The organism is Streptomyces sp. NPDC098789 (assembly GCF_044759975.1).
GTDB lineage: Bacteria > Actinomycetota > Actinomycetes > Streptomycetales > Streptomycetaceae > Streptomyces.
On sequence record NZ_JBIWAJ010000005.1, the window covers coordinates 278,543 to 300,409 of the forward strand.

The 21,867-nt window shown below is 73.5% G+C and carries 20 protein-coding genes; 9 read left to right on the top strand and 11 right to left on the bottom strand.

Annotation, left to right across the window (positions count from 1 at the left end; genetic code table 11):
• Positions 1 to 125 precede the first annotated feature (125 nt).
• From ACIQWR_RS13770 to ACIQWR_RS13780, 3 genes are all read right to left on the bottom strand, one after another.
• Entirely contained in the window at positions 126 to 539 is a 414-nt protein-coding gene (locus ACIQWR_RS13770) for a nucleotide pyrophosphohydrolase (RefSeq protein WP_404008101.1), read from the bottom strand.
• Positions 536 to 1,903, bottom strand: coding sequence for an AAA family ATPase (locus ACIQWR_RS13775; RefSeq protein WP_404008104.1), 1,368 nt, complete (start codon positions 1,901 to 1,903; stop codon positions 536 to 538). Before ACIQWR_RS13775 ends, ACIQWR_RS13770 begins: the two co-directional genes overlap by 4 nt.
• 66 nt (positions 1,904 to 1,969) lie before the next feature.
• Complete coding sequence (locus tag ACIQWR_RS13780) at positions 1,970 to 2,365, bottom strand: cell division protein SepF (RefSeq protein ID WP_404008106.1); 396 nt, start codon at positions 2,363 to 2,365, stop codon at positions 1,970 to 1,972.
• A gap of 98 nt (positions 2,366 to 2,463) precedes the next feature.
• Here ACIQWR_RS13780 and ACIQWR_RS13785 point away from each other — a divergent pair, with 98 nt between their 5' ends.
• The 3 genes from ACIQWR_RS13785 to ACIQWR_RS13795 all read left to right on the top strand — a co-directional run bounded on the left by ACIQWR_RS13785 (position 2,464) and on the right by ACIQWR_RS13795 (position 4,927).
• Entirely contained in the window at positions 2,464 to 3,099 is a 636-nt protein-coding gene (locus ACIQWR_RS13785) for a TetR/AcrR family transcriptional regulator (RefSeq protein WP_404008109.1), read from the top strand.
• 53 nt (positions 3,100 to 3,152) lie between these two features.
• A complete protein-coding gene (locus ACIQWR_RS13790) occupies positions 3,153 to 3,935 on the top strand; it encodes a DUF2470 domain-containing protein (RefSeq protein WP_404008495.1) in 783 nt (260 codons plus the stop codon).
• A 62-nt stretch (positions 3,936 to 3,997) separates the two neighbouring features.
• A complete protein-coding gene (locus ACIQWR_RS13795; protein WP_404008112.1) occupies positions 3,998 to 4,927 on the top strand; it encodes an NADP-dependent oxidoreductase in 930 nt (309 codons plus the stop codon).
• A gap of 97 nt (positions 4,928 to 5,024) precedes the next feature.
• Here the strand turns inward: ACIQWR_RS13795 and ACIQWR_RS13800 are convergent, their stop codons facing one another.
• Genes ACIQWR_RS13800 through ACIQWR_RS13825 form a run of 6 tightly spaced genes read right to left on the bottom strand, consistent with a single transcriptional unit; the run spans position 5,025 to position 10,918 of the window.
• A complete protein-coding gene (locus ACIQWR_RS13800) occupies positions 5,025 to 6,365 on the bottom strand; it encodes an LLM class flavin-dependent oxidoreductase (RefSeq protein ID WP_404008114.1) in 1,341 nt (446 codons plus the stop codon).
• A 55-nt stretch (positions 6,366 to 6,420) separates the two neighbouring features.
• Complete coding sequence (locus ACIQWR_RS13805; protein ID WP_404008117.1) at positions 6,421 to 7,428, bottom strand: ABC transporter permease; 1,008 nt, start codon at positions 7,426 to 7,428, stop codon at positions 6,421 to 6,423.
• On the bottom strand, positions 7,425 to 8,237 hold the full coding sequence (locus tag ACIQWR_RS13810) for an ABC transporter ATP-binding protein (protein WP_404008119.1): 813 nt from the start codon (positions 8,235 to 8,237) through the stop codon (positions 7,425 to 7,427). The genes ACIQWR_RS13805 and ACIQWR_RS13810 overlap by 4 nt, the downstream gene beginning before the upstream one ends.
• A gap of 5 nt (positions 8,238 to 8,242) precedes the next feature.
• Entirely contained in the window at positions 8,243 to 9,283 is a 1,041-nt protein-coding gene (locus tag ACIQWR_RS13815) for an ABC transporter substrate-binding protein (RefSeq protein ID WP_404008122.1), read from the bottom strand.
• 46 nt (positions 9,284 to 9,329) lie between these two features.
• Positions 9,330 to 9,899: an NADPH-dependent FMN reductase gene (ssuE, locus tag ACIQWR_RS13820; RefSeq protein ID WP_404008125.1), complete on the bottom strand. Its 570-nt coding sequence runs from the start codon at positions 9,897 to 9,899 to the stop codon at positions 9,330 to 9,332.
• A 35-nt stretch (positions 9,900 to 9,934) separates the two neighbouring features.
• Complete coding sequence (locus tag ACIQWR_RS13825) at positions 9,935 to 10,918, bottom strand: TauD/TfdA dioxygenase family protein (RefSeq protein WP_404008127.1); 984 nt, start codon at positions 10,916 to 10,918, stop codon at positions 9,935 to 9,937.
• Positions 10,919 to 11,940: 1,022 nt separating this feature from the next.
• Here ACIQWR_RS13825 and ACIQWR_RS13830 point away from each other — a divergent pair.
• The 4 genes from ACIQWR_RS13830 (at position 11,941) to meaB (ending at position 18,296) form a co-directional block, all read left to right on the top strand.
• Positions 11,941 to 13,128, top strand: a complete 1,188-nt coding sequence (locus ACIQWR_RS13830) for an ROK family protein (RefSeq protein ID WP_404008498.1) — start codon at positions 11,941 to 11,943, stop codon at positions 13,126 to 13,128.
• 77 nt (positions 13,129 to 13,205) lie between these two features.
• Positions 13,206 to 15,080, top strand: a complete 1,875-nt coding sequence (locus ACIQWR_RS13835) for a methylmalonyl-CoA mutase family protein (RefSeq protein ID WP_404008130.1) — start codon at positions 13,206 to 13,208, stop codon at positions 15,078 to 15,080.
• The gene (gene scpA, locus ACIQWR_RS13840; protein WP_404008133.1) at positions 15,077 to 17,275 is read left to right on the top strand and encodes a methylmalonyl-CoA mutase; all 2,199 of its coding nucleotides are present in this window, start codon (positions 15,077 to 15,079) and stop codon (positions 17,273 to 17,275) included. The genes ACIQWR_RS13835 and scpA overlap by 4 nt, the downstream gene beginning before the upstream one ends.
• 16 nt (positions 17,276 to 17,291) lie before the next feature.
• On the top strand, positions 17,292 to 18,296 hold the full coding sequence (meaB, locus tag ACIQWR_RS13845; RefSeq protein ID WP_404008136.1) for a methylmalonyl Co-A mutase-associated GTPase MeaB: 1,005 nt from the start codon (positions 17,292 to 17,294) through the stop codon (positions 18,294 to 18,296).
• 69 nt (positions 18,297 to 18,365) lie between these two features.
• Here the strand turns inward: meaB and ACIQWR_RS13850 are convergent, their stop codons facing one another.
• The gene (locus ACIQWR_RS13850) at positions 18,366 to 19,367 is read right to left on the bottom strand and encodes an asparaginase (RefSeq protein WP_404008139.1); all 1,002 of its coding nucleotides are present in this window, start codon (positions 19,365 to 19,367) and stop codon (positions 18,366 to 18,368) included.
• A 127-nt stretch (positions 19,368 to 19,494) separates the two neighbouring features.
• Here ACIQWR_RS13850 and ACIQWR_RS13855 point away from each other — a divergent pair, with 127 nt between their 5' ends.
• The gene (locus ACIQWR_RS13855) at positions 19,495 to 19,944 is read left to right on the top strand and encodes an Lrp/AsnC family transcriptional regulator (protein WP_404008141.1); all 450 of its coding nucleotides are present in this window, start codon (positions 19,495 to 19,497) and stop codon (positions 19,942 to 19,944) included.
• Positions 19,945 to 20,085: 141 nt separating this feature from the next.
• A complete protein-coding gene (locus tag ACIQWR_RS13860; RefSeq protein ID WP_404008143.1) occupies positions 20,086 to 20,523 on the top strand; it encodes a cold-shock protein in 438 nt (145 codons plus the stop codon).
• 73 nt (positions 20,524 to 20,596) lie between these two features.
• Here ACIQWR_RS13860 and ACIQWR_RS13865 read toward each other — a convergent pair whose 3' ends face one another.
• Positions 20,597 to 21,754, bottom strand: coding sequence for a glycosyltransferase family 4 protein (locus tag ACIQWR_RS13865; protein ID WP_404008146.1), 1,158 nt, complete (start codon positions 21,752 to 21,754; stop codon positions 20,597 to 20,599).
• Positions 21,755 to 21,867 lie beyond the last annotated feature (113 nt).

Genomic DNA, 21,867 nt, shown 5'->3' on the forward strand with positions numbered 1-21,867 from the left:
TGCCGTCCCCCGTCCGCACGACACCCCACTGTTCCCCTATCACTACCCAGAGTGAGGGCAACGAGCCAGTAAAGCCAGGGGTATTCGGAAATCTGTGGACACAAACATGGTTGTGGACAGCGCCATCACTCCGAAGAGTGACAATTTGCTTCCGAAGTGCCCTTCACAGGAAAACGAAGTTCATTCCTGTCGATCTTCGCGGCGAGCGCATCGAGCACGTCCACCCCCAGTACCTCACAGAACTGCAGCAGGTAGGCCAGCACGTCAGCGACCTCATCGGCCACACGGTGCGCGGTCTCCGGCCGCTCCATGACCCGCTCCGACTGCTCGGGCGTCAGCCACTGGAAGATCTCGACCAGTTCGGACGCCTCCACGCTCAGTGCCACCGCCAGGTTCTTCGGCGTGTGGAAGGGCTGCCAGTCGCGCGCCGCCGCGAAGGCGGCCAGCCGCCGCTGGAGCAGCGCCAGCCGCTCGTCCGGCGCCGGCGCCGGCTCGGCTGCCGGCTCGGGTGCGGGCTCGGGGGAGGGGTTCTCGTTCATGGGTTCAGGTCTACCACTGACACCCCCGCCACCTCCCGGGCGAAGTCGGCGCCCTCCTCGCCCACCGTCGCCACCAGCCGGACGTGCCCGCGACCGCACGAGAGCAGGGCCAGGCGCAGCAGCTCGGCGCGCTGGGTCCGGTCGAGGCCGTGGTCGAAGCCGTCGGCGAGGACGGTCAGCGCCTGCTGCGCGGGCAGGAGTTCGGCGCTCTGGTCGACGGCCAGCACCCCGGGCCCGGTGAGCAGGACGAGGGCCAGCCCCAGGAAGCGCAGCTCCCCCGCGCCGAGCCGGCCCAGCTCCGTCGCCGGGAGGTCGCCGCGGAGCAGCTCGGCCAGCACCCGCCCGTCGGCCGTGGCCCGCTCCCCCAACCCCTCCACCGGGCCCGCGCAGCCGGTGCGGGCGGCCTCGGTCAGCAGGGCGTACCGGGTGCCGCACTCCTGCCGGGTCCGGCGCAGTACGTCGGCCAGGTTGCCGCAGTCCCCGCGCAGCAGGCCCGGGCCGGGCGGCACGGGGGCGCGCATCGCGGCGGGTCGCGGGTCGCAGGGGAACACCGACCGCAGCGCGATCACCACCTGTTCGGCGGCGGCGAGCACCTGTCGCTGGCCCTCCGTGCTCCCGGCCACCCGCAGCGGCAGCAGCGCGGTGCCGAGCCGGTCGTCGGGGAAGGGGGCCCGGGTGACGCCGGTGGAACCCCCGGTCAGCCAGGCGGCCTGCACCGAGCGGCGCCCGGGGTCGCGCAGCGCGGTGTTCAGCAGGATCTGCTCGCCCGCGGCGAGTCGTTCGCCGACGATGCGCAGGTCGGGTTCGGCCTGGACGGCGAGGTCGAGGCGGACCGGGCCCACGGGCCCGTCGACGGTGCAGCCGATCCGGAACCCGCGGCGCCGCTGCGCGTCGGGGCGGGCCCGCTGCGGCACCAGGGCCACCGGATCCGGGAACACCTCGGCCAGGTCGGCGCCGGAGCCGAGCCGTGCGAGGGCCTCGTACCCGGCCAGGGCCTGGGACTTGCCGCTGCCGCTGGGGCCGGCGAAGAGGGTGACCGGGCCGAGCGGGTAGACCGCCGCGCGGTGCGCGGCGAAGGCGGACAGGCGCAGTTCGGTGACGGCGGGCCGGGCGTACGGCGCTCCCGCGGCGGCCCGCCCCGCACCCGGCTGCGCCGCTGCGGCCCGCGCGCGCCGGTCGGCGTACGGCCGCGGAGCGGGTACGTGGGCGGCCGGCGGCGCCGGAGCCCGCGGGGGCGCCGGGGCCGAGGGGGCGGGCGGGGCTAAAGGGGTGGGCGGGGGCGGAGCGGCGGCGGGGGCACTGCGGGTGCTGTCCGACGTACCGCCCGACGCGGCGTCCAACGTGGTGTCCAACATGGCGTCCATGCCCGGACGCTACGGGCCGGCCGGGCACCCCAGGCCGCGCTGAACCGTTCCGCCGCCGCGACCTTCCTACGATCGGGGGACGGCCGCGGCCGCGATCCCCTCCACTTCGGTGCCCACCGGTGCGAGCAGGAAGACGTTGCGGTCGACCCGGTGCATACCGCTGCCCAGCCCGAAGACCACGCCGCTGCTGAAGTCCAGGATGCGCTTGGCCACTTCGCCGTCGGCACCCGTGAGGTCGAGCAGCACGGGGATCTGCGCGATGAGGTACTCGGCCACCTCGCGCGCGTCCGCGAAGACCTGCACTCTGATCACGACGAACCGGCGCTGCGCCGAAACGGCGGCGCCGGGGGTCGTCGGGATGGTGCGGTGGTCCACTCTGGACGGCCACTCGTTGCGGCTGCGCAGGGGCACCACCTGCGCGAGGCCCTCCCACTGTTCATCGGTGACGTCGTACCTGCTCACCAGGCCGCCTCGGCCAGACGCTTCTTGTGCATCTCCCCATCCTCTCGCGTTTCACCCGTTCAGCCCAACAGCGACACGAAGCACGTAAGGTCGCCGCCATGACCCCTCGCGACGAGATCCCCGCGGTCCGTGAACCGGCGGGTCGCACGGCCCCCGCAGCCCGGTTCGTCAAGCGCGCGGACGCGTTACGCAACCACGCGCAGATACTCGCCGCGGCGGAGCAGCTCTTCGCCGAACACGACCCCCGCACGGTAACGATGGACCGGATCGCCAAGACAGCCGGGGTCGGCCGGGCCACCCTCTACCGCCGCTTCCCCGATCCGCGCTCGATCGCGGTCGCGCTGCTGGACGAACACGAGCGCGTCCTCCAGGGCAGGCTCGCCTACGGCCCGCCGCCCCTCGGCCCCGGCGCCCCCGCCGCGGAGCGGCTGTCCGCCTTCTACTCCGCCGCCCTCGACCTGCTGGAGCGTCACCTTCCGCTGGCGCTGGGCGCCGAACACGGCCCGGCCCGCTTCACGGGCGCCGCGTACAGCCATTGGCGGGCCCACGTGCGGACCCTGCTCGCGGACGCGGGCATGGAGGATCCGGAGAGCGGTGTGGACATCCTGCTCAGCCCGCTGGCGCCCGAGGTCTACCAGCACCAGCGGCACACCCTCGGCCTCAGCCGGGAGCGGATCATGCGGACCCTGGACCGGTTGGCGCGCCGGGTACTCAGCGACACCGAGATAGGTTAGGTTAGGCATACCTAACCAGCCCGCCCCGGGACGATGGAGAGATCCGCATGCGCATGTCCGGCGACCCTGCCCACCCGGCCGCATCCGACACCCCCGCCCCCGCCGGGTCCGGAGCGGCGTCGCCCGCCCGGCCGAGCGACGCGGAACGGGTCAGGTCCATCCTGGCCGCCGCCCACTCCATGACCGTGATCGCCGACGGGGTGCGCACCGAGGTCTGCCACCTGGACGGCGCCGACGTGCTCGGCCGCCTGCACCTGCACCCGGCCGCACCGGCCGCCGGGAACCCGCTCGACGGACGCTCCCCGCTGCACGACGGCCGGCCGGCGATCCGGCTGGAGTTCACCGACATCGCGTCGACCCCGGTGCGCGACCGGGTCCGCGCCCGGGTCACGATCCTCGGCCACCTGCTGACCCCGTACGCCGACGGTTCCGACGGCTCCGACACCAGCACCTGCGTGGAATTCGGCCGGGCCGTCCTGGAGACGGACGAGGGCCGCTCGTACATCGGCCTCCAGGAGCTCGACGAGGCGTGCCCCGACCCGCTCGCCGCCTACGAGTCGGGGATGCTCACCCACCTGCTCGACGAGCACAACGAGCTGGTCACCCTGCTGCTGCGGCTGGTCCAGCCGCAGCCCGCGAACAAGGTGCTGCGCGCGCTGCCGCTCGCCATGGACCGCTACGGGATCACCCTGCGGCTCGAAGAGCGCGTCGGGCACCGCGACGTCCGACTGTCCTTCCCCTCCCCGTTGGACGACGTCGAGCAGTCGGGGGTCCAGATCCAGGCCCTGCTGGCCGCGGCGCGGCGGCTCTCGCACCGCAACAGCCTGCCCGCCTGATTGGCCTGATATCGCCCCGGTCGCTCCGGAATAGCCCTGGATCAGGGGCAGTTGGAGCGATCATGAAGGCAATCACTTTCTCCGCTTACGGCACCGACGGCGCCCCCGGCAGCCTCGAACTCGTCGACGCGCCCGAACCCAAGGTCGGCCCCGGCGAGGTGCTCGTCCGGGTGAAGGCCGCCGGGGTCAACCCGGTCGACTGGAAGATCGCCGCCGGATACCTCGACGCGACCACGGAGACCCGCTTCCCGGTCATACCGGGCTGGGACGTCGCCGGGGTCGTGGAGGCCCTCGGCGCCGACACCTCCGAGTACGCCGTGGGCGACGAGGTGTACGGCTACCTCCGCAAGGAATGGGTGCAGCTCGGCACCTACGCCGAACTGGTCTCGGCCCCCGTGCGCACCCTGGCCCGCAAGCCCCGCGCCCTGACCTTCGAACAGGCCGCGGGCGTCCCCCTGGCCGGGCTCACCGCCTACCAGTCGCTGGCCCGGGTGCGGGTCGCCGCGGGCGAGACCGTGGTCATCCACGCGGCGGCGGGCGGCACCGGATCGCTGGGCGTGCAGATCGCCCTCGCCCTCGGGGCCCGGGTGATCGGCACCGCCGGGGCGCACAACCACGACTACCTGCGCTCGCTGGGCGCCGAACCGGTGCTGTACGGCGAGGGGCTGGCCGACCGGATCCGCGCGCTGGCGCCCGAAGGCGTCGACGCGGGGCTCGACTTCTTCGGGGACGGGGCCGTCGAGGTCCTCCAGGGTCTGGTCAAGGAGCGGGGCCGGGTGGTCTCCATCGCCGACCCCGGCGCCGCGGCCAAGAGCGCGCACCAGCTCTGGGTGCGCCCCGACACCGCCGACCTGACCGCGCTGGCCCGGCTGGCGGACGACGGCAAGCTCACCGTGCACGTGGAGCACGCCCTGCCGCTGGCGCGGGCGGCGAAGGCCTGGGAGATCAGCGCGACGGGCCGCACCCGCGGCAAGATCGTGCTGACCGTCTGATCCGGCTCCGCCACCCGGCCGCCCGTACGCGCGCGCGGGAGGGGGGTGGGCGCCGGACCCGGCACCCACCCCCCTCCCGCGGCCGTCCGGCCCCGGGTCAGTGCGCCCCCGCCGCCGCGTACCGGCTGACCGGGCGCCCCAGGCCGTAGTTCTCGCGGAGGGTGCGTCCGGTGTACTCGGTGCGGAAGAGGCCGCGCTTCTGCAGGATCGGCACCACCTGGTCGACGAAGTCGGTGAGCCCGGTGGGCAGTACGGGCGCCATGATGTTGAAGCCGTCGGCCGCGCCCTGGGTGAACCACTGCTCCAGCTGGTCGGCGATCTGCTCCGGGGTTCCCGCGAAGACCCGGTGGCCGCGACCCGCTCCGAGCCGTGCGATCAGCTCGCGCAGGGTGAGGCCGTCGCGGCGGGCGAGTTCGGCGACGAGCGTGAAGCGGCTCTTGTTGCCGTTGATGTCGCGCTCTTCGGGCAGTTCGGGCAGCGGGCCGTCCAGCGGGTGCCCGGTGAGGTCGGTGCCCAGCATGCCGGAGAGCTGGGCCAGGCCGTACTCCGGCACCTGGAGGTCGGTGAGCTGCTGTTCGAGGGCCTTGGCCTCGGCCTCGGTGGACCCGATGACCGGTGCGATGCCGGGCAGGACGAGCAGGTCGCCCTCGGTCCGGCCGTAGCGGGCGAGGCGGGACTTGAGGTCCTTGTAGAAGGTCTGGCCGTCGGCGAGGGTCTGCTGCGCGGTGAAGACGGCCTCGGCGTACTGCGCGGCGAACTCCTTGCCGTCCTCGGAGGACCCGGCCTGGACCAGGAGCGGGTGGCCCTGGGGCGAGCGGGGCACGTTGAGGGCGCCCGCGACGCCGAAGTAGGTGCCGCGGTGGTCGGCCGGGTGGAGCTTGTCGGTGTCGGCGTAGATCCCCCGCTCCTTGTCCAGGACGATCGCGTCGTCGTCCCAGCTGTCCCAGAGCTTGGTGGCCACGTCGAGGAACTCACGGGCCCGGTCGTAGCGCAGGCCGTGCTCCAGGTGCTCGTCCTGGTTGAAGTTGCGGGCCTCGTCGACGGTGCCGGAGGTGACGATGTTCCAGCCGGCGCGGCCGTTGCTGATGTGGTCGAGGGAGGCGAACTTGCGGGCCGTGTGGAACGGCTCGTTGAAGGTCGTCGACACGGTCGCGATCAGGCCGATGTGCTCGGTGACGGCCGCGATCGCGGAGAGCAGGGTCAACGGCTCGAAGCCGCCGAGGGCGTTGTAGCGGGCCTTGCCCCACAGGGCGAGGCCGTCGGCGAAGAAGATGGAGTCGAGCAGCCCGCGCTCGGCGGTCCTGGCCAGCTCCTGGAAGTAGCGCAGGTCCGTGATCCGCTCGGGGCTGCTGTCGGGGTGGCGCCAGGCGGCGTCGTGGTGGCCGGCGTTCATCAGGAAGGCGTTGAGGTGGAGGGTGCGGCGGGAGTCGGTGCTCATGACGGGGTCCTCAAGGGAAGGCGGGGAAGGCGGGGCGGGCGGAGTGGGCGGGCGGTCAGCCCGCGGCCGGGACGCGCCACAGGCTCAGCCGGCGTTCGATCGAGACGAGGATCTGGTTGAAGCCCACGCCGATCGCGGAGATGGTGATGATCCCGGCGTACATCTGCGGGATGGCGAAGTTGAACTGCGAGGCGTTGATCAGGTAGCCGAGGCCCGCCTTCGCGCCGATCATCTCGGCGGCGACGAGGACCAGGATGGAGACCGCTCCGGCCAGCCGGATGCCGGTGAAGATGGTCGGCACGGAGGACGGCAGGATCACCTTCTGGAACAGCCGCAGGGTGGACAGGTCCATCGAGCGGGCGAGCTTGACGAGCGTGGGGTCGGCGCCGCGGACGGCGCTGATGGTGTTCAGCAGGACCGGCCAGACGCAGGCGTAGACGACCATCGAGATCTTCGAGGTCTCGCCGATGCCGAGCAGCAGCACGAAGACGGGGAGCAGCGCGAGGGCGGCGGTGTTGCGGAACACCTCCAGCAGCGGCCCGAGCAGCTCGGCGACCGGTCGGTACCAGCCGATCAGCAGCCCGAGCGGGACGGCGACCGCGACGGCGATGCCGAAGCCGCCGAAGGAGCGGACCAGGCTGGCCCAGGTGTGTTCGCCGAGCTGTCCGTCGGCGAGCAGCTCCCACCAGGCGACGGCGACCTCGCTGAAGGGGGGCAGGAAGGTCCGGTCCACCAGGCCGAGGCGGGGTGCGGTCTCCCAGACGAGGAGCAGCGCGACGAGGGCGGCCGAGCGGAGGGCGGCGCCGCGGATCCAGCGCCCGGCCCGGCCGCCGAGCGCGGCCGGTCGGGCGGCGCGGGGACGCTTCGCCGCCGGGAGCGGACCGGCGAGGGCGGGCGCGGGAGCGGCGGGCGCGGGAGCGACGGGCGCGGGAGCGACGGGCGCGGGAGCGGCACCGGAGGGCGCGACGGCCGAGGGGGCGGAGTCCGTCTCGGGGAGGTCCTCGGTCAGGGTGGCCGGGAGGGCTTCGGTCAGCTCGACCGGGGTGTGGGTCTCGGTGCTCATGCGGCGGCCTGCTCCTTCTCCAGTTGCTGGGCACGGGCCACCTCGTCGTGGAGCAGGGTCCAGATCTCGTGGCGGTAGCGGGCGAACTCGGGGCTGGAGCGCAGGTCCTCGCCCAGGAGGCCGTTCGCGCGGCCCCCGAAGGAGACCGGGACGATCTCCTTGACCCGGCCGGGGCGGGAGGTGATCACCGCGACGCGCTGGCCGAGGTACACCGCCTCCTCGATGCTGTGCGTGATGAAGACGACCGTCTTGCCGGTGGCCTGCCAGATCCGCCGGAGTTCGTCCTGGAGGGACTCGCGGGTCTGGGCGTCGAGCGCCGCGAAGGGCTCGTCCATCAGCAGTACGTCGGGGTCGTAGGCCAGCGAGCGGGCGATCGCGACGCGCTGGCGCATGCCGCCGGACAGCTCGTGCGGGTGCCGGTCGCCGAAGCCGGTGAGACCGACCAGGTCGAGGAACTCCCGCGCCTTCGCCGTGCGTTGGCGGCGCGGGACGCCGGTGGCCTCCAGGCCGAATTCGATGTTGCCCAGCGCGGTGCGCCACGGCAGCAGTGCGTACTGCTGGAAGACGATGCCGCGGTCCAGGCCGGGGCCGGTGACGGGCTCGCCGTCGAGCAGGATCCGGCCGCCGCTCGGTCGGGTCAGGCCGCCGAGCAGGTCGAGGAGGGTGGACTTGCCGCAGCCGCTGGGGCCCACGACGACCAGGAACTCCCCCGCTCCGATGGAGAGGTCGATGCCGTCCAGTGCGGTGAAGTCGCCGCGGGACGCGGACGGGAAGGTCTTGGTGACCGATTCGAAGACGATCTTCGCCATGTCGCTCAGGCCCCCTTCCGGTAGTCGTTGAACTCGTTGGTGTACAGGTCGGCGGCCTTGAGCTGGCCCTTCTTGATGTCTCCGCGCTCGCCCAACCAGTCGAGCCAGAGCTGGAACTCCTTGTCCCCGATCCGGCCGCCGGTCTCGGCCACGCCGTACGAGTGCCAGTACTGGAGGGTGGAGGTGTCCTCGTTGCGGCCGCGCTTCTTGACGATGGCCGTCATCCGGGCGATGACCTCCTCGCGCGGGGTGGTCCGGGACCACTCGATGGCCTTGGCGACGCCGGTGACGAAGGTGCGGACGGTGTCCGGGTTCTCCTTGATGAAGCGCTGGGTCATCACGTAGGTGCCGGCGCTGAAGGCGCCGAGCAGTTGGAAGTCGGTGAACAGGGGCCGGATGCCGCCCGTCGCCAGCGCCTTGTCGCGCAGCACGCCGCTGAGCACGGCGACGTCGATCTGCTTCTGGCGCAGCGACTGTTCGGTGTTGACGGGGGGCACGACCAGGGCCTCGACCTTGGCCGCGTCGGTCTTGGAGAGGCCGTTGCGGCTGAGGTAGATGTCCAGGAGCGCCTGGTAGTGGGCGCCCAGGGTGTTCATGCCGACCTTCTTGCCGATCAGGTCGCGGGCGGAGCGGATCGGGCTGTCCTCCAGCACGTAGTAGCCGCCGTAGGAGTACTGGTCGGATCCGTAGTAGGAGACGACGGCCTTGATCGGGGCCTTGCCCGCCGCGAGTTTGACGACGGCGCCGTTGAAGGCTCCACCGAAGTGGGTCTGGCCGGTGGCCGCCGACTGGATGTCCTGGGGGCCGCTGATCGTGTTGCCGACCCAGTCGAGGGTGACGTCGCCGAGGTAGCCGAGGTCCGCGGCGAGTTCGGGCAGCGTGACCGACCCGACCGCGCCCTGGTACTTCAGCTTCTTGAGCTGCGCGCCCCCGCCCCCGCCGCCGGAGGCCGTGGCCGTGCCGCAGCTCACCGCGGCCGCCGAGATGCCGAGCAGGGCGAGGAACTGGCGCCGGGAGGTGGTGGTCCGGGTGGGTGTCGCGGGCATGGCTGGTCCTTCTCGGGGCGGTGGGGCGGGGCGGTGGGGCGAGTGGTTACGGGGCGACGGTCACGGTGGGGCGGGGGTGCGGGACGGTGCGCAGGCGCAGGGCCTCGGCGAACTCGTCGACGGCCTGGAAGAGGTCGAGTTCGGCCTCGGGGCGCAGCCGGTCGGGCCCGTCACCGCGCTCGACGGAGGAGTCCAGGACGAAGCGGCCGGTGGTGACGTGCCGGGCGCCGAGCGCGGTGAGCACCGGGCGCAGGGCGTAGTCGAGGGTCAGGACGTGGGCGAGGCTGCCGCCCGTGGCGAGCGGCAGCACGGTCTTCCCGGCCAGGCCGTCCTGCGGGAGCAGGTCGAGGAAGGCCTTGAGCAGGCCGGTGTACGAGGCCTTGTAGACCGGGGTCGCGATGACCAGGCCGTCCGCCTCGGCGACGGCGGCCAGCGCCCGGCGCAGTTCGGGCTGGCCGCTGCGGGCGGCGAGCAGGTCGGCGGCGGGGAGTTCACGGACGGCCAGGTGCGAGGTCGCGAATCCGGAGTGGGACAGGCGGCGCAGGACGTGGTCGGCGACGACGGCGGTGCGCGAGTGCAGGGAGGGACTGCCGGTGAGGGCGAGGATGCTGGCCACGGGGGCTCCTTGGGCGGCGTGCGTGCGGGGCGGGGTCAGACGGCGGCCGGGGCGGCGGCGGCCTCGGTCACGGAGGCGCCGGAGGGGATTCCGAAGGACGGGTCGGGGACGCTCTCCGGGCTGATCAGGCGGGAGGAGCGGCCGTCGGGGCCGACCGGGACGTCGCCGTCGACGGTGACCCGGCGCAGGGTGCGCTCGTGGTCGTCGGAGTCGTCGACCCCGTAGTGCTGGGTGGCGCGGTTGTCCCAGATGGCGACGTCGCCGGCGCTCCACTGCCAGCGGACGGTGTTCTCGGGGCGCTCGACGTGCGCCTGGAACAGGTCGAGGAGGGCGCGGGAGTCGCGGCCGGTGAGGCCCTCGATGCGCTGGACGAAGTTGCCGAGGAGCAGGGTGCGTTCGTCGGTCTCGGGGTGGACGCGGACCACCGGGTGCTCGGTGAGGAAGGTGGTGGAGGTGAACACCTCGCGGTACTGGGCGAGGGCCTCGGGGAGGGCGTCGGGGCGCAGGGCGGCGTAGTCGTACTCGTTGGAGTGCACGGCGCGCAGGCCGTCGGCGAGCGCCCGCAGCGGTGCGGGGAGGTTGGCGTAGGCGGTGGCGGTGTTGGCCCACAGGGTGTCGCCGCCGTAGGGCGGGATGGTGACGGCCCGCAGGATGGAGAAGGCGGGGTAGGCCGGCACGAAGGTGACGTCGGTGTGCCACTGGTTGGCGCGGGCGCCGTGGTGGGAGTCGATGCCGAGGGCGTAACGCCCGTCCGCGGAGGGGACGGTGGGGTGCGCGACGGGGGTGCCGAGGAGCTGGGCGAAGGCCTCGTGGCCGGCCTCGTCGAGGTGGTCCTGGCCGCGGAAGAAGACGACCTTGTGGGTGAGGAGCGCGGCGCGGATCTGAGCGACGGTCTCGGGGCCGAGGTCGCCGCCGAGGCGGACGGAGCCGAGCTCGGCTCCGATCCGGCCGCCGACCTTCTTGACGGTGACGGCGGGTGCGGTGGCGGGGGCGGGGGCCGGGTGGGTGGCGGTGGTCATGAGAGCCTCCTGGAGATTCTTTCCGCAGCGGAAGAAATATGGGTGGGCGGGCGGACTCCGCGACGTCGCGGGGCGTGGTGGGACGCGGTGGGGCGTGGTGCGGTGGGGTGCGCGGCGGTACGGGCGGCGGCTACGGGCCGCGCGCCGCCCGGAGGGGATCGACCGGGGCCGGTGGCTCCGGGTGGCGGGGCCGGGGGCCCGGCTCCCCGGGTGTGGCTCGGGGAGGGGGCACGACCAGAGCGCTGGGCGCGGGGCGCGGGTGGCGGGGCGCGGGTGGCGCGGGTGGGGCGGTCAGGCCCGGGAAGGGGCCGGACAGCGGCCCGGACATCCGCCCGGAGCGGTACACGCGCCGGGGGTGTGGAGCCGCGAGACGTTTCGATCGGTCGCGGACATGGCTCGGAGACTGTCAGCGGGTCCGCCGCCGGTCAACCCCCTGGGGGAGGGGTGTGAACCGGCCACCGGGTCCGGTGGGGGGTGGCCTTGCCGACCCGCCTGACCTGGGGTTATTGCGGCTGCGCGCCGGGCGGGGGATGGCCGGTGGCGCATGATCGACCCTGGTGGATTTCATGGCGCCGCAACGTGGGCGCCATGCGTTCGACCGACACGGGGTGGCGGGTGGGGTGGGGTGCGGCGGTCCGCTGCCCTCCGGGGGCGCCTCGAACTCCCCCGGCTACCGCTGGGAGGGGCCCCGGGCGGGGCTGGAGGGGTGGGGCTGCGACGCCGGGTGCGGGTCCGCGTGCCCTCCGGGGGCGCCTCAAACGCCGGCGGGGCTGGGAGGTGCGGGCACCTCGGGTGGCGGGGCCGGGATGCGGGGGCGCCTCTCGTGGCGGGGCCGGGATGCGGGGGCGCCTCGGGTGGCGGGGCCGGGGATGGGCGGGCGCCTCGGGCCGCGGGGCCGGGGATGGGCGGGCGGCTCGGGCCGCGGGGCTGGATGGCGGGGGCTCCGGCATGATCTGGGGGAGGTCGTTTTCGTTCTAGGAGAGCGTTTGAGGTTCGGGGCCAGTGAGCGTGACGGGGTGGCCGTGCCCCGTCGGGCCGGGGACGGGCGGGCGGTGGCCAATGCCGCCACGGTGTTGCGGACCGTGCTCGACCACGGGCCCGTCGCCCGGAGCGCGGTCTCCGGGTTGTGCGGGCTGAGTCCGGCGGCCGTGTCCCGGCAGACCACCCTGCTGGTCCGGCGCGGCCTGCTGCGCGAGGTGCCCGCTCCCCCGGCCGGGCCCGCCACGGCGGCGGGGCGGCCCCGGATCCCGCTGGACCTGCACACCGGGGCCGTCGGCGGCCCGCTGGCCGGGGCCCTGCACATCGGGGTACGGGCCTGCGTCCTCGGGCTGGTCGACCTGCGCGGGCAGGTGCTGGCCCGCCGGGCCCTGCCCCACGAGGAGGGTCTCGGTGCGGACCGGCTGCTCGGCCTGGTCGCGGCCGAACTGGACCGGTTCCTGGGCGAGTTCGGCGGCGGGCGCCCGCTGCTCGGGGTCGGCGCGGCGCTGGGCGGGTGGGTCCGCCCCGACACCGGGACCGTGGTCCGGCACGCGGCGTTGGGCTGGCGCGACGTACCGCTGGCCGACGTGCTGGCCCGGGCAATGGGGGTGGCGGTCCGGGTGGACAACCACGCGCGCGCGGTCGGGCACGCGGAGATCCTCTTCGGGCACCCGCAGGCCCGGCGCAGCCTGGTCCACCTCTTCATCGGCAACGTCGTGGACGCCGCCTTCGGCATCGAGGGCGCCGTCCACCAGGGGCCCGGGGCCGCGGCCGGTGACGTGGCGCACCTGCCGGTGCCCGGGTCGACCGTGCCGTGCGCGTGCGGACGTACCGGCTGCCTCCAGGCCACCGCGTCCGACACGGCGCTCGGCGTCGAGGCGGTGCGCCGGGGGATCGTGCCGGAGCCCTCCGTCGGGCTGGTCGTCGACGCGGCGGCCACCGGGGACCCGCGCGCGGACGCGCTGCTGCGCGAGCGGGCCCGTGCCGTCGGGCGGGCGGCGGCGCTGCTCCTGGACGTCTTCAACCCGGCCGTGATGGTGGTCTCCGAGCTGTCGAGCGTCCTGCACGAAGGCTATTTGGATGAAATCCGCGCGGCGGCGGCCGAGCTGTCCCCGGGGTCGGCGGGCCCCGGGCGGATCGTCGCCCCGCACGCCGGGCCCGCCGTACTCCCCCAGGCCGCGGCGACCGTGTTGCTCGGTCCGTTGTTCCGGGATCCCGCCGGTCTGTCCTGAAGCGCCACGCACCGAGAGTGACAGATCACATAGAGGGAAGGTGGCTTCGCTTTAGCGCCGCCCCTAGCATTCGAGCCATGACGGTCCTGCCTGATGACGGGCTTTCCCTGGCCGCCGAGTTCCCTGACGCGACGCATGAGCAGTGGCAGCGCCTTGTAGAGGGCGTACTGCGCAAGTCGGGCAAGGAAGCATCCGGCGAGGCAGCTGAGAACGCGTTGTCCACCACGCTCGAGGACGGGCTCAGCACGCGCCCGCTCTACACCGCACCCGCTTCCGGGGGCTCCGCGGACACCGGCGCCATCGGCCTGCCCGGTTTCGCGCCCTTCCTGCGCGGGGGCCGGGCCGAGGGCACGGCCGCCGCGGGCTGGGACGTGCGCCAACGGCTCGCGCACACCGACCCGGCGCTCCTGAACGAGGCCGTCCTCGCCGACCTGGAGAACGGGGTCACCTCGCTGTGGCTGACCGTCGGCCGGGACGGCGTTCCGGTCGCGGGGCTGGACCGCGCGCTGACCGGGGTCTACCTGGACCTCGCACCGGTCGCCCTGGACGCCGGAGCCGAATTCCTCGGGGCGGCGCGGGAGTTGCTGCGCCTGTACGCCGAGCGCGAGGTGGCCCCCGAGGCCGCGCGCGGCAACCTCGGCGCCGACCCGCTGGGCCACGAGGCACGTACGGGCGAGGCGCTGGAGCTCGCCGGGGCCGTGGAGCTGGCCCGGGAGACGGCGGCCGGATGGCCCGGCCTGCGCGCCCTGGTCGTGGACGCGCTCCCCTACCACGAGGCGGGCGGCTCGGCGGGGCAGGAGCTGGGGTTGTCCCTGGCCACCGGCGTGGCCTACCTGCGCGCCCTCACCGACGCGGGCCTGGACACCGCGGCGGCCCTCGGGCAGCTGGAGTTCCGGTACGCCGCCAGCGCCGACCAGTTCCTCACCATCGCCAAGCTGCGGGCCGCGCGCCGCCTGTGGGCCCGGATCGCCGAGGCGTGCGGGGCCCCGGGGGCGGGCGCCCAGCGCCAGCACGCGGTGACCTCGCCGGTCATGATGACCCGGCGCGACCCGTGGGTGAACATGCTGCGCACCACCGTGGCCTGCATGGCCGCGGGTGTGGCCGGGGCGGACTCGGTCACCGTGCTCCCCTTCGACCAGGACCTCGGGCTGCCGGACGCCTTCGCGCGCCGGATCGCCCGCAACACCTCCACCATCCTGATGGAGGAGTCGCACCTGGCCCGGGTGATCGACCCGGCGGGCGGTTCCTGGTACGTCGAGCAGCTGACCGACGAACTCGCGCACGCCGCCTGGGAGTTCTTCCAGACGGTCGAGAAGTCGGGCGGCCTGCCCGCCGCGCTGCGCTCCGGCCTGGTCGCCGAACGACTGGCCGCCACCTGGGCCGAGCGGTCCAAGAAGCTCGCCAAGCGCCGCGAACCGATCACCGGCGTCAGCGAGTTCCCGCTGCTGTCCGAGAAGCCGGTGGTGCGCGACAGCGCGCCCGCCGCGCCCTCGGGCGGACTGCCGCGGGTCCGCCGCGACGAGGCCTACGAGGCGCTGCGCGCCCGGTCCGACGCGCACCTCGCGGCGACCGGCGCCCGGCCGCGGATCTTCCTCGCGGCGCTGGGTCCGGCCGCGGCCCACACCGGTCGGGCCACCTTCGCCTCCAACCTGTTCCAGGCGGGCGGCGTCGAGGCGGTGCACGACCCGGTGTCCGTGGACGCGGACACCGCGGCCGCGGCCTACGCGGCGAGCGGCGCCGACGGCATGGCCGTGCTGTGCTCCAGCGACGCGCTGTACGAGGAGCGGGCCGGGGCGGTGGCGGCCGCGCTGCGCGCCGCGGGCGCCACGACGGTCTTCCTCGCGGGCCGACCGGGTACCCGCGCGGACGATGTGGACGAGTACGTCTTCGCCGGCTGCGACGCGGTCGCCGTGCTGTCCTCCGTACTCGACCGGATGGGAGTGACCACGTGAGCATCCCCGATTTCTCCGAGCTGGCGCTCGGCGGGACCGCTCCCGCCGGGTCCGAGGAGCAGTGGCGGGCGGCGGTGAAGGAGTCCACCGGCTCCGCCACCGAGGACCTGCTGTGGGAGACGCCCGAGGGCATCGGCGTCAAGCAGCTGTACACCGGGCGGGACGTGGAGGGCCTGGACTTCCTGGGGACCTACCCGGGCGTGGCCCCGTACCTGCGCGGCCCGTACCCGACGATGTACGTCAACCAGCCCTGGACGATCCGGCAGTACGCGGGCTTCTCGACGGCCGAGGAGTCCAACGCCTTCTACCGGCGCAACCTGGCGTCCGGCCAGAAGGGCCTGTCGGTCGCCTTCGACCTGCCGACGCACCGCGGCTACGACAGCGACCACCCCCGGGTGACGGGCGACGTCGGCATGGCGGGCGTGGCGATCGACTCGATCTACGACATGCGCCAGCTGTTCGACGGGATCCCGCTGGACAAGATGTCGGTGTCGATGACGATGAACGGCGCGGTGCTGCCCGTGCTGGCGCTGTACATCGTGGCGGCCGAGGAGCAGGGGGTGTCCCCCGACAAGCTCGCGGGGACCATCCAGAACGACATCCTCAAAGAGTTCATGGTCCGCAACACCTACATCTATCCGCCGAAGCCGTCGATGCGGATCATCTCCGACATCTTCTCCTTCACCTCGCAGAAGATGCCGCGGTACAACTCGATCTCGATCTCCGGCTACCACATCCAGGAGGCGGGGGCGACCGCCGACCTGGAGCTGGCCTACACCCTGGCCGACGGGGTGGAGTACCTGCGGGCCGGGCTGGGCGCCGGGATGGACGTCGACGCCTTCGCGCCGCGCCTGTCCTTCTTCTGGGCGATCGGCATGAACTTCTTCATGGAGGTCGCCAAGCTGCGGGCCGCCCGCCTGCTGTGGGCGCGCCTGGTCAAGCAGTTCGACCCGAAGAACCCCAAGTCCCTTTCGCTGCGCACGCATTCGCAGACCTCGGGCTGGTCGCTGACGGCGCAGGACGTCTTCAACAACGTGACGCGCACGTGCATCGAGGCGATGGCGGCGACCCAGGGGCACACCCAGTCGCTGCACACCAACGCCCTCGACGAGGCGCTCGCGCTGCCGACGGACTTCTCGGCGCGGATCGCGCGCAACACCCAGCTGCTGCTCCAGCAGGAGTCGGGGACCTGCCGGGTGATCGACCCGTGGGGCGGCAGTGCGTACGTCGAGAAGCTGACCTACGACCTGGCCCGCCGGGCGTGGCAGCACATCGAGGAGGTCGAGGCGGCCGGCGGCATGGCGCAGGCCATCGACGCGGGCATCCCGAAGCTGCGCGTGGAGGAGGCCGCGGCCCGCACGCAGGCGCGGATCGACTCGGGCCGCCAGCCGGTGATCGGGGTGAACAAGTACCGGGTGGAGAGCGACGAGCTGATCGACGTGCTCAAGGTGGACAACTCCTCGGTGCGCACCCAGCAGATCGCCAAGCTGCGGCGGCTGCGCGAGGAGCGCGACGAGGCGGTGACGCAGGACTGTCTGCGGGCGCTGACGAACGCCGCCGAGCGCGGTGCGGGATCGGGCCTGGAGGGCAACCTCCTCAAGCTGGCGGTGGACGCGGCGCGCGCGAAGGCGACCGTGGGCGAGATCTCGGACGCGCTGGAGAAGGTGTACGGGCGGCACGCGAGCCAGATCCGTACGATCTCCGGTGTGTACCGCAACGAAGCAGGCGAGTCCCCGTCGGTCGCGCGCACCCGTGCGCTGGTGGACCGGTTCGAGGAGGCGGAGGGCCGTCGGCCGCGCATCCTGGTGGCCAAGATGGGCCAGGACGGGCACGACCGCGGCCAGAAGGTGATCGCGACCGCCTTCGCCGACCTGGGCTTCGACGTGGACGTCGGCCCGCTCTTCCAGACGCCGGAGGAGGTCGCCCGCCAGGCGGTCGAGGCGGACGTCCACGTGGTGGGCGTGTCCTCGCTGGCGGCCGGTCACCTCACCCTCGTACCGGCGCTGCGCGAGCAGCTGGCGCACGAGGGCCGCGAGGACATCATGATCGTGGTCGGCGGGGTGATCCCGCCCGCGGACGTGCCGACGCTGCTGGAGATGGGCGCCACCGCGGTGTTCCCGCCCGGCACGGTCATCCCGGACGCGGCGCACGACCTGGTGACGCGACTGGCCGCCGACCTCGGCCACGAGCTGTAGGCGGGGCGGCGACCCGATGCCCCCGAAGATCGACATCGAGGCCTATGTCAAGGGCGTGCTCGACGGGAAGCGCGCGCACATCGCGCGCGCCATCACCCTCGTCGAGTCCACCCGGGCCGATCACCGCGTGCTGGCGCAGCGGCTCCTGACGGAGCTGCTGCCGCACACGGGCGCCGCGCGCCGGATCGGGATCAGTGGTGTGCCGGGCGTGGGCAAGTCGACGTTCATCGATGCCTTCGGCACGATGCTGACCGGGCTCGGACACCGGGTGGCGGTGCTGGCCGTGGACCCGTCCTCCACCCGGACGGGCGGGTCGATCCTGGGCGACAAGACCCGGATGGAGCGCCTGGCGGTGGATCCGGCGGCCTTCGTCCGGCCGTCCCCCTCGGCGGGCACCCTGGGCGGGGTCGCGAAGGCGACCCGCGAGTCGATGATCGTCATGGAGGCCGCGGGCTACGACGTGGTGCTCGTGGAGACGGTCGGCGTCGGCCAGTCCGAGACCACGGTGGCCGGGATGGTCGACTCGTTCCTGCTGCTGTCCCTGGCGCGTACGGGCGACCAGCTCCAGGGCATCAAGAAGGGCGTCCTGGAGCTCGCGGACGTGCTCGCCGTGAACAAGGCGGACGGTCCGCACGAGCGGGAGGCGCGGGCGGCCGCGCGCGAACTCTCCGGTGCGCTGCGGCTGATGCACCCGGCGGACGCGGCCTGGACCCCGCCGGTCCTGACGTGCAGCGCGCGCGAGTCGGCGGGGCTGGACGAGGTCTGGGAGCGGCTCGAAGCGCACCGCAGGGTGCTGGAGGCGGACGGCCGGCTGGCGGCCAAGCGGGCGGCGCAGCAGGTGGAGTGGACCTGGTCGATGGTCCGTGACGAGCTGCTCGGGCGGCTGCGGGCGGACCCGGCGGTACGGGAGTTGGCCCCGGGCCTGGAGGCGGGGGTGCGGGCGGGCACGGTGACCGCGACCTCGGCGGCGGACCAACTGCTGGCGGCCTTCGGGCGGGGCGGCGGGCCCGCCGGAGCGTGAGGCGGATCCGCCGGATCCGGGTCGGTCGCACGACGACCCGGATCCGACGCACTCAGGCGTCGACCGTGCTCACGCGTCGACGAGGACCGGGCTCTCGGTCACGAGCGAGCGGTGCAGGATCCGCACCCGCTCGGCCGGGTCCTGGCTGGCCAGCAGCGCGGAGAGGACCGCGATCCGGGCCTGACCGGCGCGCAGCGTGCCGCTCTTCACGGCTCCGGCGGCGACCAGGTCGACGGCTCCGCCGTGGGTGTAGATCTCGGTGACCGGTCCGGCCGCGACCCGGGTGGTCAGCGCCACCAGTACGCCGCGCGCGGTGGCCGCGCGGACCGCTTCCACGATCTCGGGGGTGGCGTTGCCGGCGCCGGTGGCGACGAGGACCACGCCCTGCGCGCCGGCCGCGACGGCGGCCTCGAAGAGCACCGGGTCGGCGTCGGCGTGGTGCATGACCATGTCCACGCGGGGCGGCAGTTCCGGCATCGCGGGCAGGGCGAGCGCCCGCGGGCGCACCGCGTGGCGCAGCACGGTGACCTTGCCGAAGCCGACCTTGCCGAGTTGCTCGCCCGAGGGGTCGGCGAAGGCGTCCGCGATCAGCGTCTGGGTCTTGACGGTTCCGCGGGCGGCGTGGACCCGGCCGGCGAAGGCGATCAGTACGCCGAGCCCGCGGGTGGTGGCGGCGGTGAGCAGGGCGTCGTAGAGGTTGCCGGGGCCGTCGCCGTCCGTGGCGCCCATGGGCAGCTGCGAGCCGGTGAAGACGACCGTGCGCGGGTCGTGGTGGTGCAGGTCGACCAGGAAGGCGGACTCTTCGAGGGTGTCCGTGCCGTGGGTGACGACGATGCCCTGGACGTCGGGGTCGGCGAGCACCTCGTGCACGGTGCGCAGGAGGGTCAGCTGGTGGGCGGTGGTGAGCCGGGGGCTGTTCACGCTGAACAGGTCGACGATCTCGACCGTGATCCCCTCGGGCAGCGGCGCCGTGGCCATGACCTCGCGCCCGTCGGCGTCGGCCGCGAATCCCGAACCCTGCCACCGGCTCGCTATCGTCCCGCCGGTGCTGATGACGACGATCCGTCCCATGGATGCCCGCCTTTCCCCGCATAGCCCCCGTACATGTATTCGTATCCAGCAATCATAGGAATATCTACGCGCAATGTGATTGCGATTTCAGCCCGAGATGTAACGCACGAGGGGTGATAATTGCTCCATGGACGCCATCGACCGTGAAATATTGCGCGAGCTACAGAAGGGCGGGCGGCTCACCAACCAGGAGCTGGCCCAGCGGGTGGGCCTCACCCCTTCCCCCTGCATGCGCCGGGTCCGCCAGCTGGAACAGGACGGGGTGATCCAGGGCTACCGGGCGGTGATCGATCCGGACGCCGTCGGGCGCGGCTTCGAGGTGCTGGTCTCGGTCGAGGTGCGCCGCGACCGGGAGTCCGTCGAGGCCTTCGAGGCGGCCCTCCAGGACATTCCGGACGTGATCGAGGCCTACCGGCTCTTCGGCAGCCCCGGCTGCCTGCTGCGGATCGCGGTCGCGGACCTGCGGGCGTACGAACGGCTGTGGATCGAGCAGCTGACCGCGCTGACCGGGATCACCGAGGTCAACTCGCAGATCATCATGAAGCGGATCAAGGAGCCGACGGGGTTGCCGGTGTGAGGGGGCGGGTCGCCGGTGTGAGCTGACGGATCACCACGGCGGCGCCCCCGCCCCGGCGCGCGGCGCACTAGGGTGGCCCGGTGGTGTTGTCCGGGCACAGGTGCCCGAAGTCCATTGGGGGTTGGTGTGGTTTCTGGTCGTGTGATCCGGTTCGACGGTACCCGGGGTTACGGGTTCATCGCTCCGGAAGATGGTGGGGAGGACGTCTTCCTCCACGTGAACGACATGCTGATCCCGGAGTCCTACGTGCGCTCCGGGACCGCGCTCGAATTCGAGGTGGAGGACGGGGACCGCGGCCTGAAGGCCTCCTCGGTCCGGCTCGCCACGAACCCGGACGGCACCCCCGTGACGCCGCCGGCGGCCGCCTCGGCCTCCGGCGGAGCCTCCACGGGGACCTCCACCGGGCGGGCCGCGGCCGGCGACGACGCCCTGTGCGACGCGCTGAGCCGCAGCCAGTACCTGCGCGAAGTGACCGAGGTGCTCCTGGAGTCGGTGCCCACCCTGACCGGCGCCCAGATCGTCCAGGTCCGCAACCGCTTCCTCCAGGTGGCCCAGGGCCACGGGTGGATCGAGGGCTAGATCGTTCCGTGCGCCGTTCCCGCGCCGGCCCGGGGCCGGCCCGGGGCCGGCGCGGGAACGGCGCTCCGCCGGCTCAGGAGGTGCGCGCGTCCGGGACCGGGGCGTGGGCCGGGTCGAGCAGGCGGGTCAGGTGCTGCGCCTGCGCGTCCCACGACCAGGACTCACGCGCCCACTCGCGGCCCGCGGCGCCCATCTGCGCGGCCCGTCCCGCGTCCAGCAGCAGCCGGGTCAACACGGCGGCCACGACCACCGGGTCGGTGCCGTCCACGACGCGCCCGGTGGTGCCGTCGACCACCGTGTCGGGAGCTCCGCCGGAGGCGCCGACGACCACCGGCAGGCCGCTGGCCGCCGCCTCCAGGAAGACGATGCCGAGGCCTTCCGCCTCCAGCCCGCCCTTGCGGGTCCGGCAGGGCATCGCGAAGACGTCGGCCGCCGCGTAGTACCGGGGGGTCTCCCGGTGGGTCTTGCCGCCCACGAAGCGGACCGCGTCCTCGCCGCCGTGCCGCAGCGCCAGCTTGCGCAGCCGGGCCTCGTGCGGCCCCTGGCCGACCACCAACAGCACCGCGTCGGGCACCTGTCGACGGATCAGCGGCATCGCCTCGATCAGCTTGTCCTGCCCCTTGCGCGGCACCAGCCGGGCCACGCACAGGATGATCCGCTTGCCCTCCAGCCCCAGTTCGGCGCGCAGCGCGGCGCCCGCGTCCGGGTCGGGGCGGTAGGCGTCCGCGTCGACGGCCGGCACCAGGCGGCTCAGCTCGGCCGTCGGACCGAGCGCCGGGGCTATCCGGGAGCGCGTGTACTCGCCGAGGTAGGTGACCACGTCCACGCCGTCACCGATGCGGCGCATCATCCGCCGGGCACCGGGCAGCCGGGCCCACCAGATCTCGTGGCCGTGGGTGGTGGCGACGATGCGCCGCACGCCGTTCGCGCGCAGGGCCGGGGCCATCATGGCGAGCGGCGCGGCCGCACCGAACCAGACCCGGTCGCAGCCGTGGGCCCGGGCTATCTCGACGGCCTTCTTCGTGACCCGACCGGTCGGCAGCAACATGCCGCTGGTGTCCCGGACGACGGGGAAGGGGAGCGTGGCGTCGTAGGCCGCTCCCCCCTCCTCGTGCGAGGTGTAGACGACGACGTCACCGCCCGGGACCCGGGTGGTCATGGCGTGGACGAAGGTCTCGATGCCCCCCTGGCGCGGCGGGAAGTCGTTGGTGATGACAAGAGTGGAGCCCATGACAGTCCAGCATCCTTCAACGGAGGGCGATCGGACGCACTGTGACCGGCATATTGCCGAACTCGTCCGTGACCTCGGTCACCCGCACCCACACTCCGTCGCCCCACCAGTGC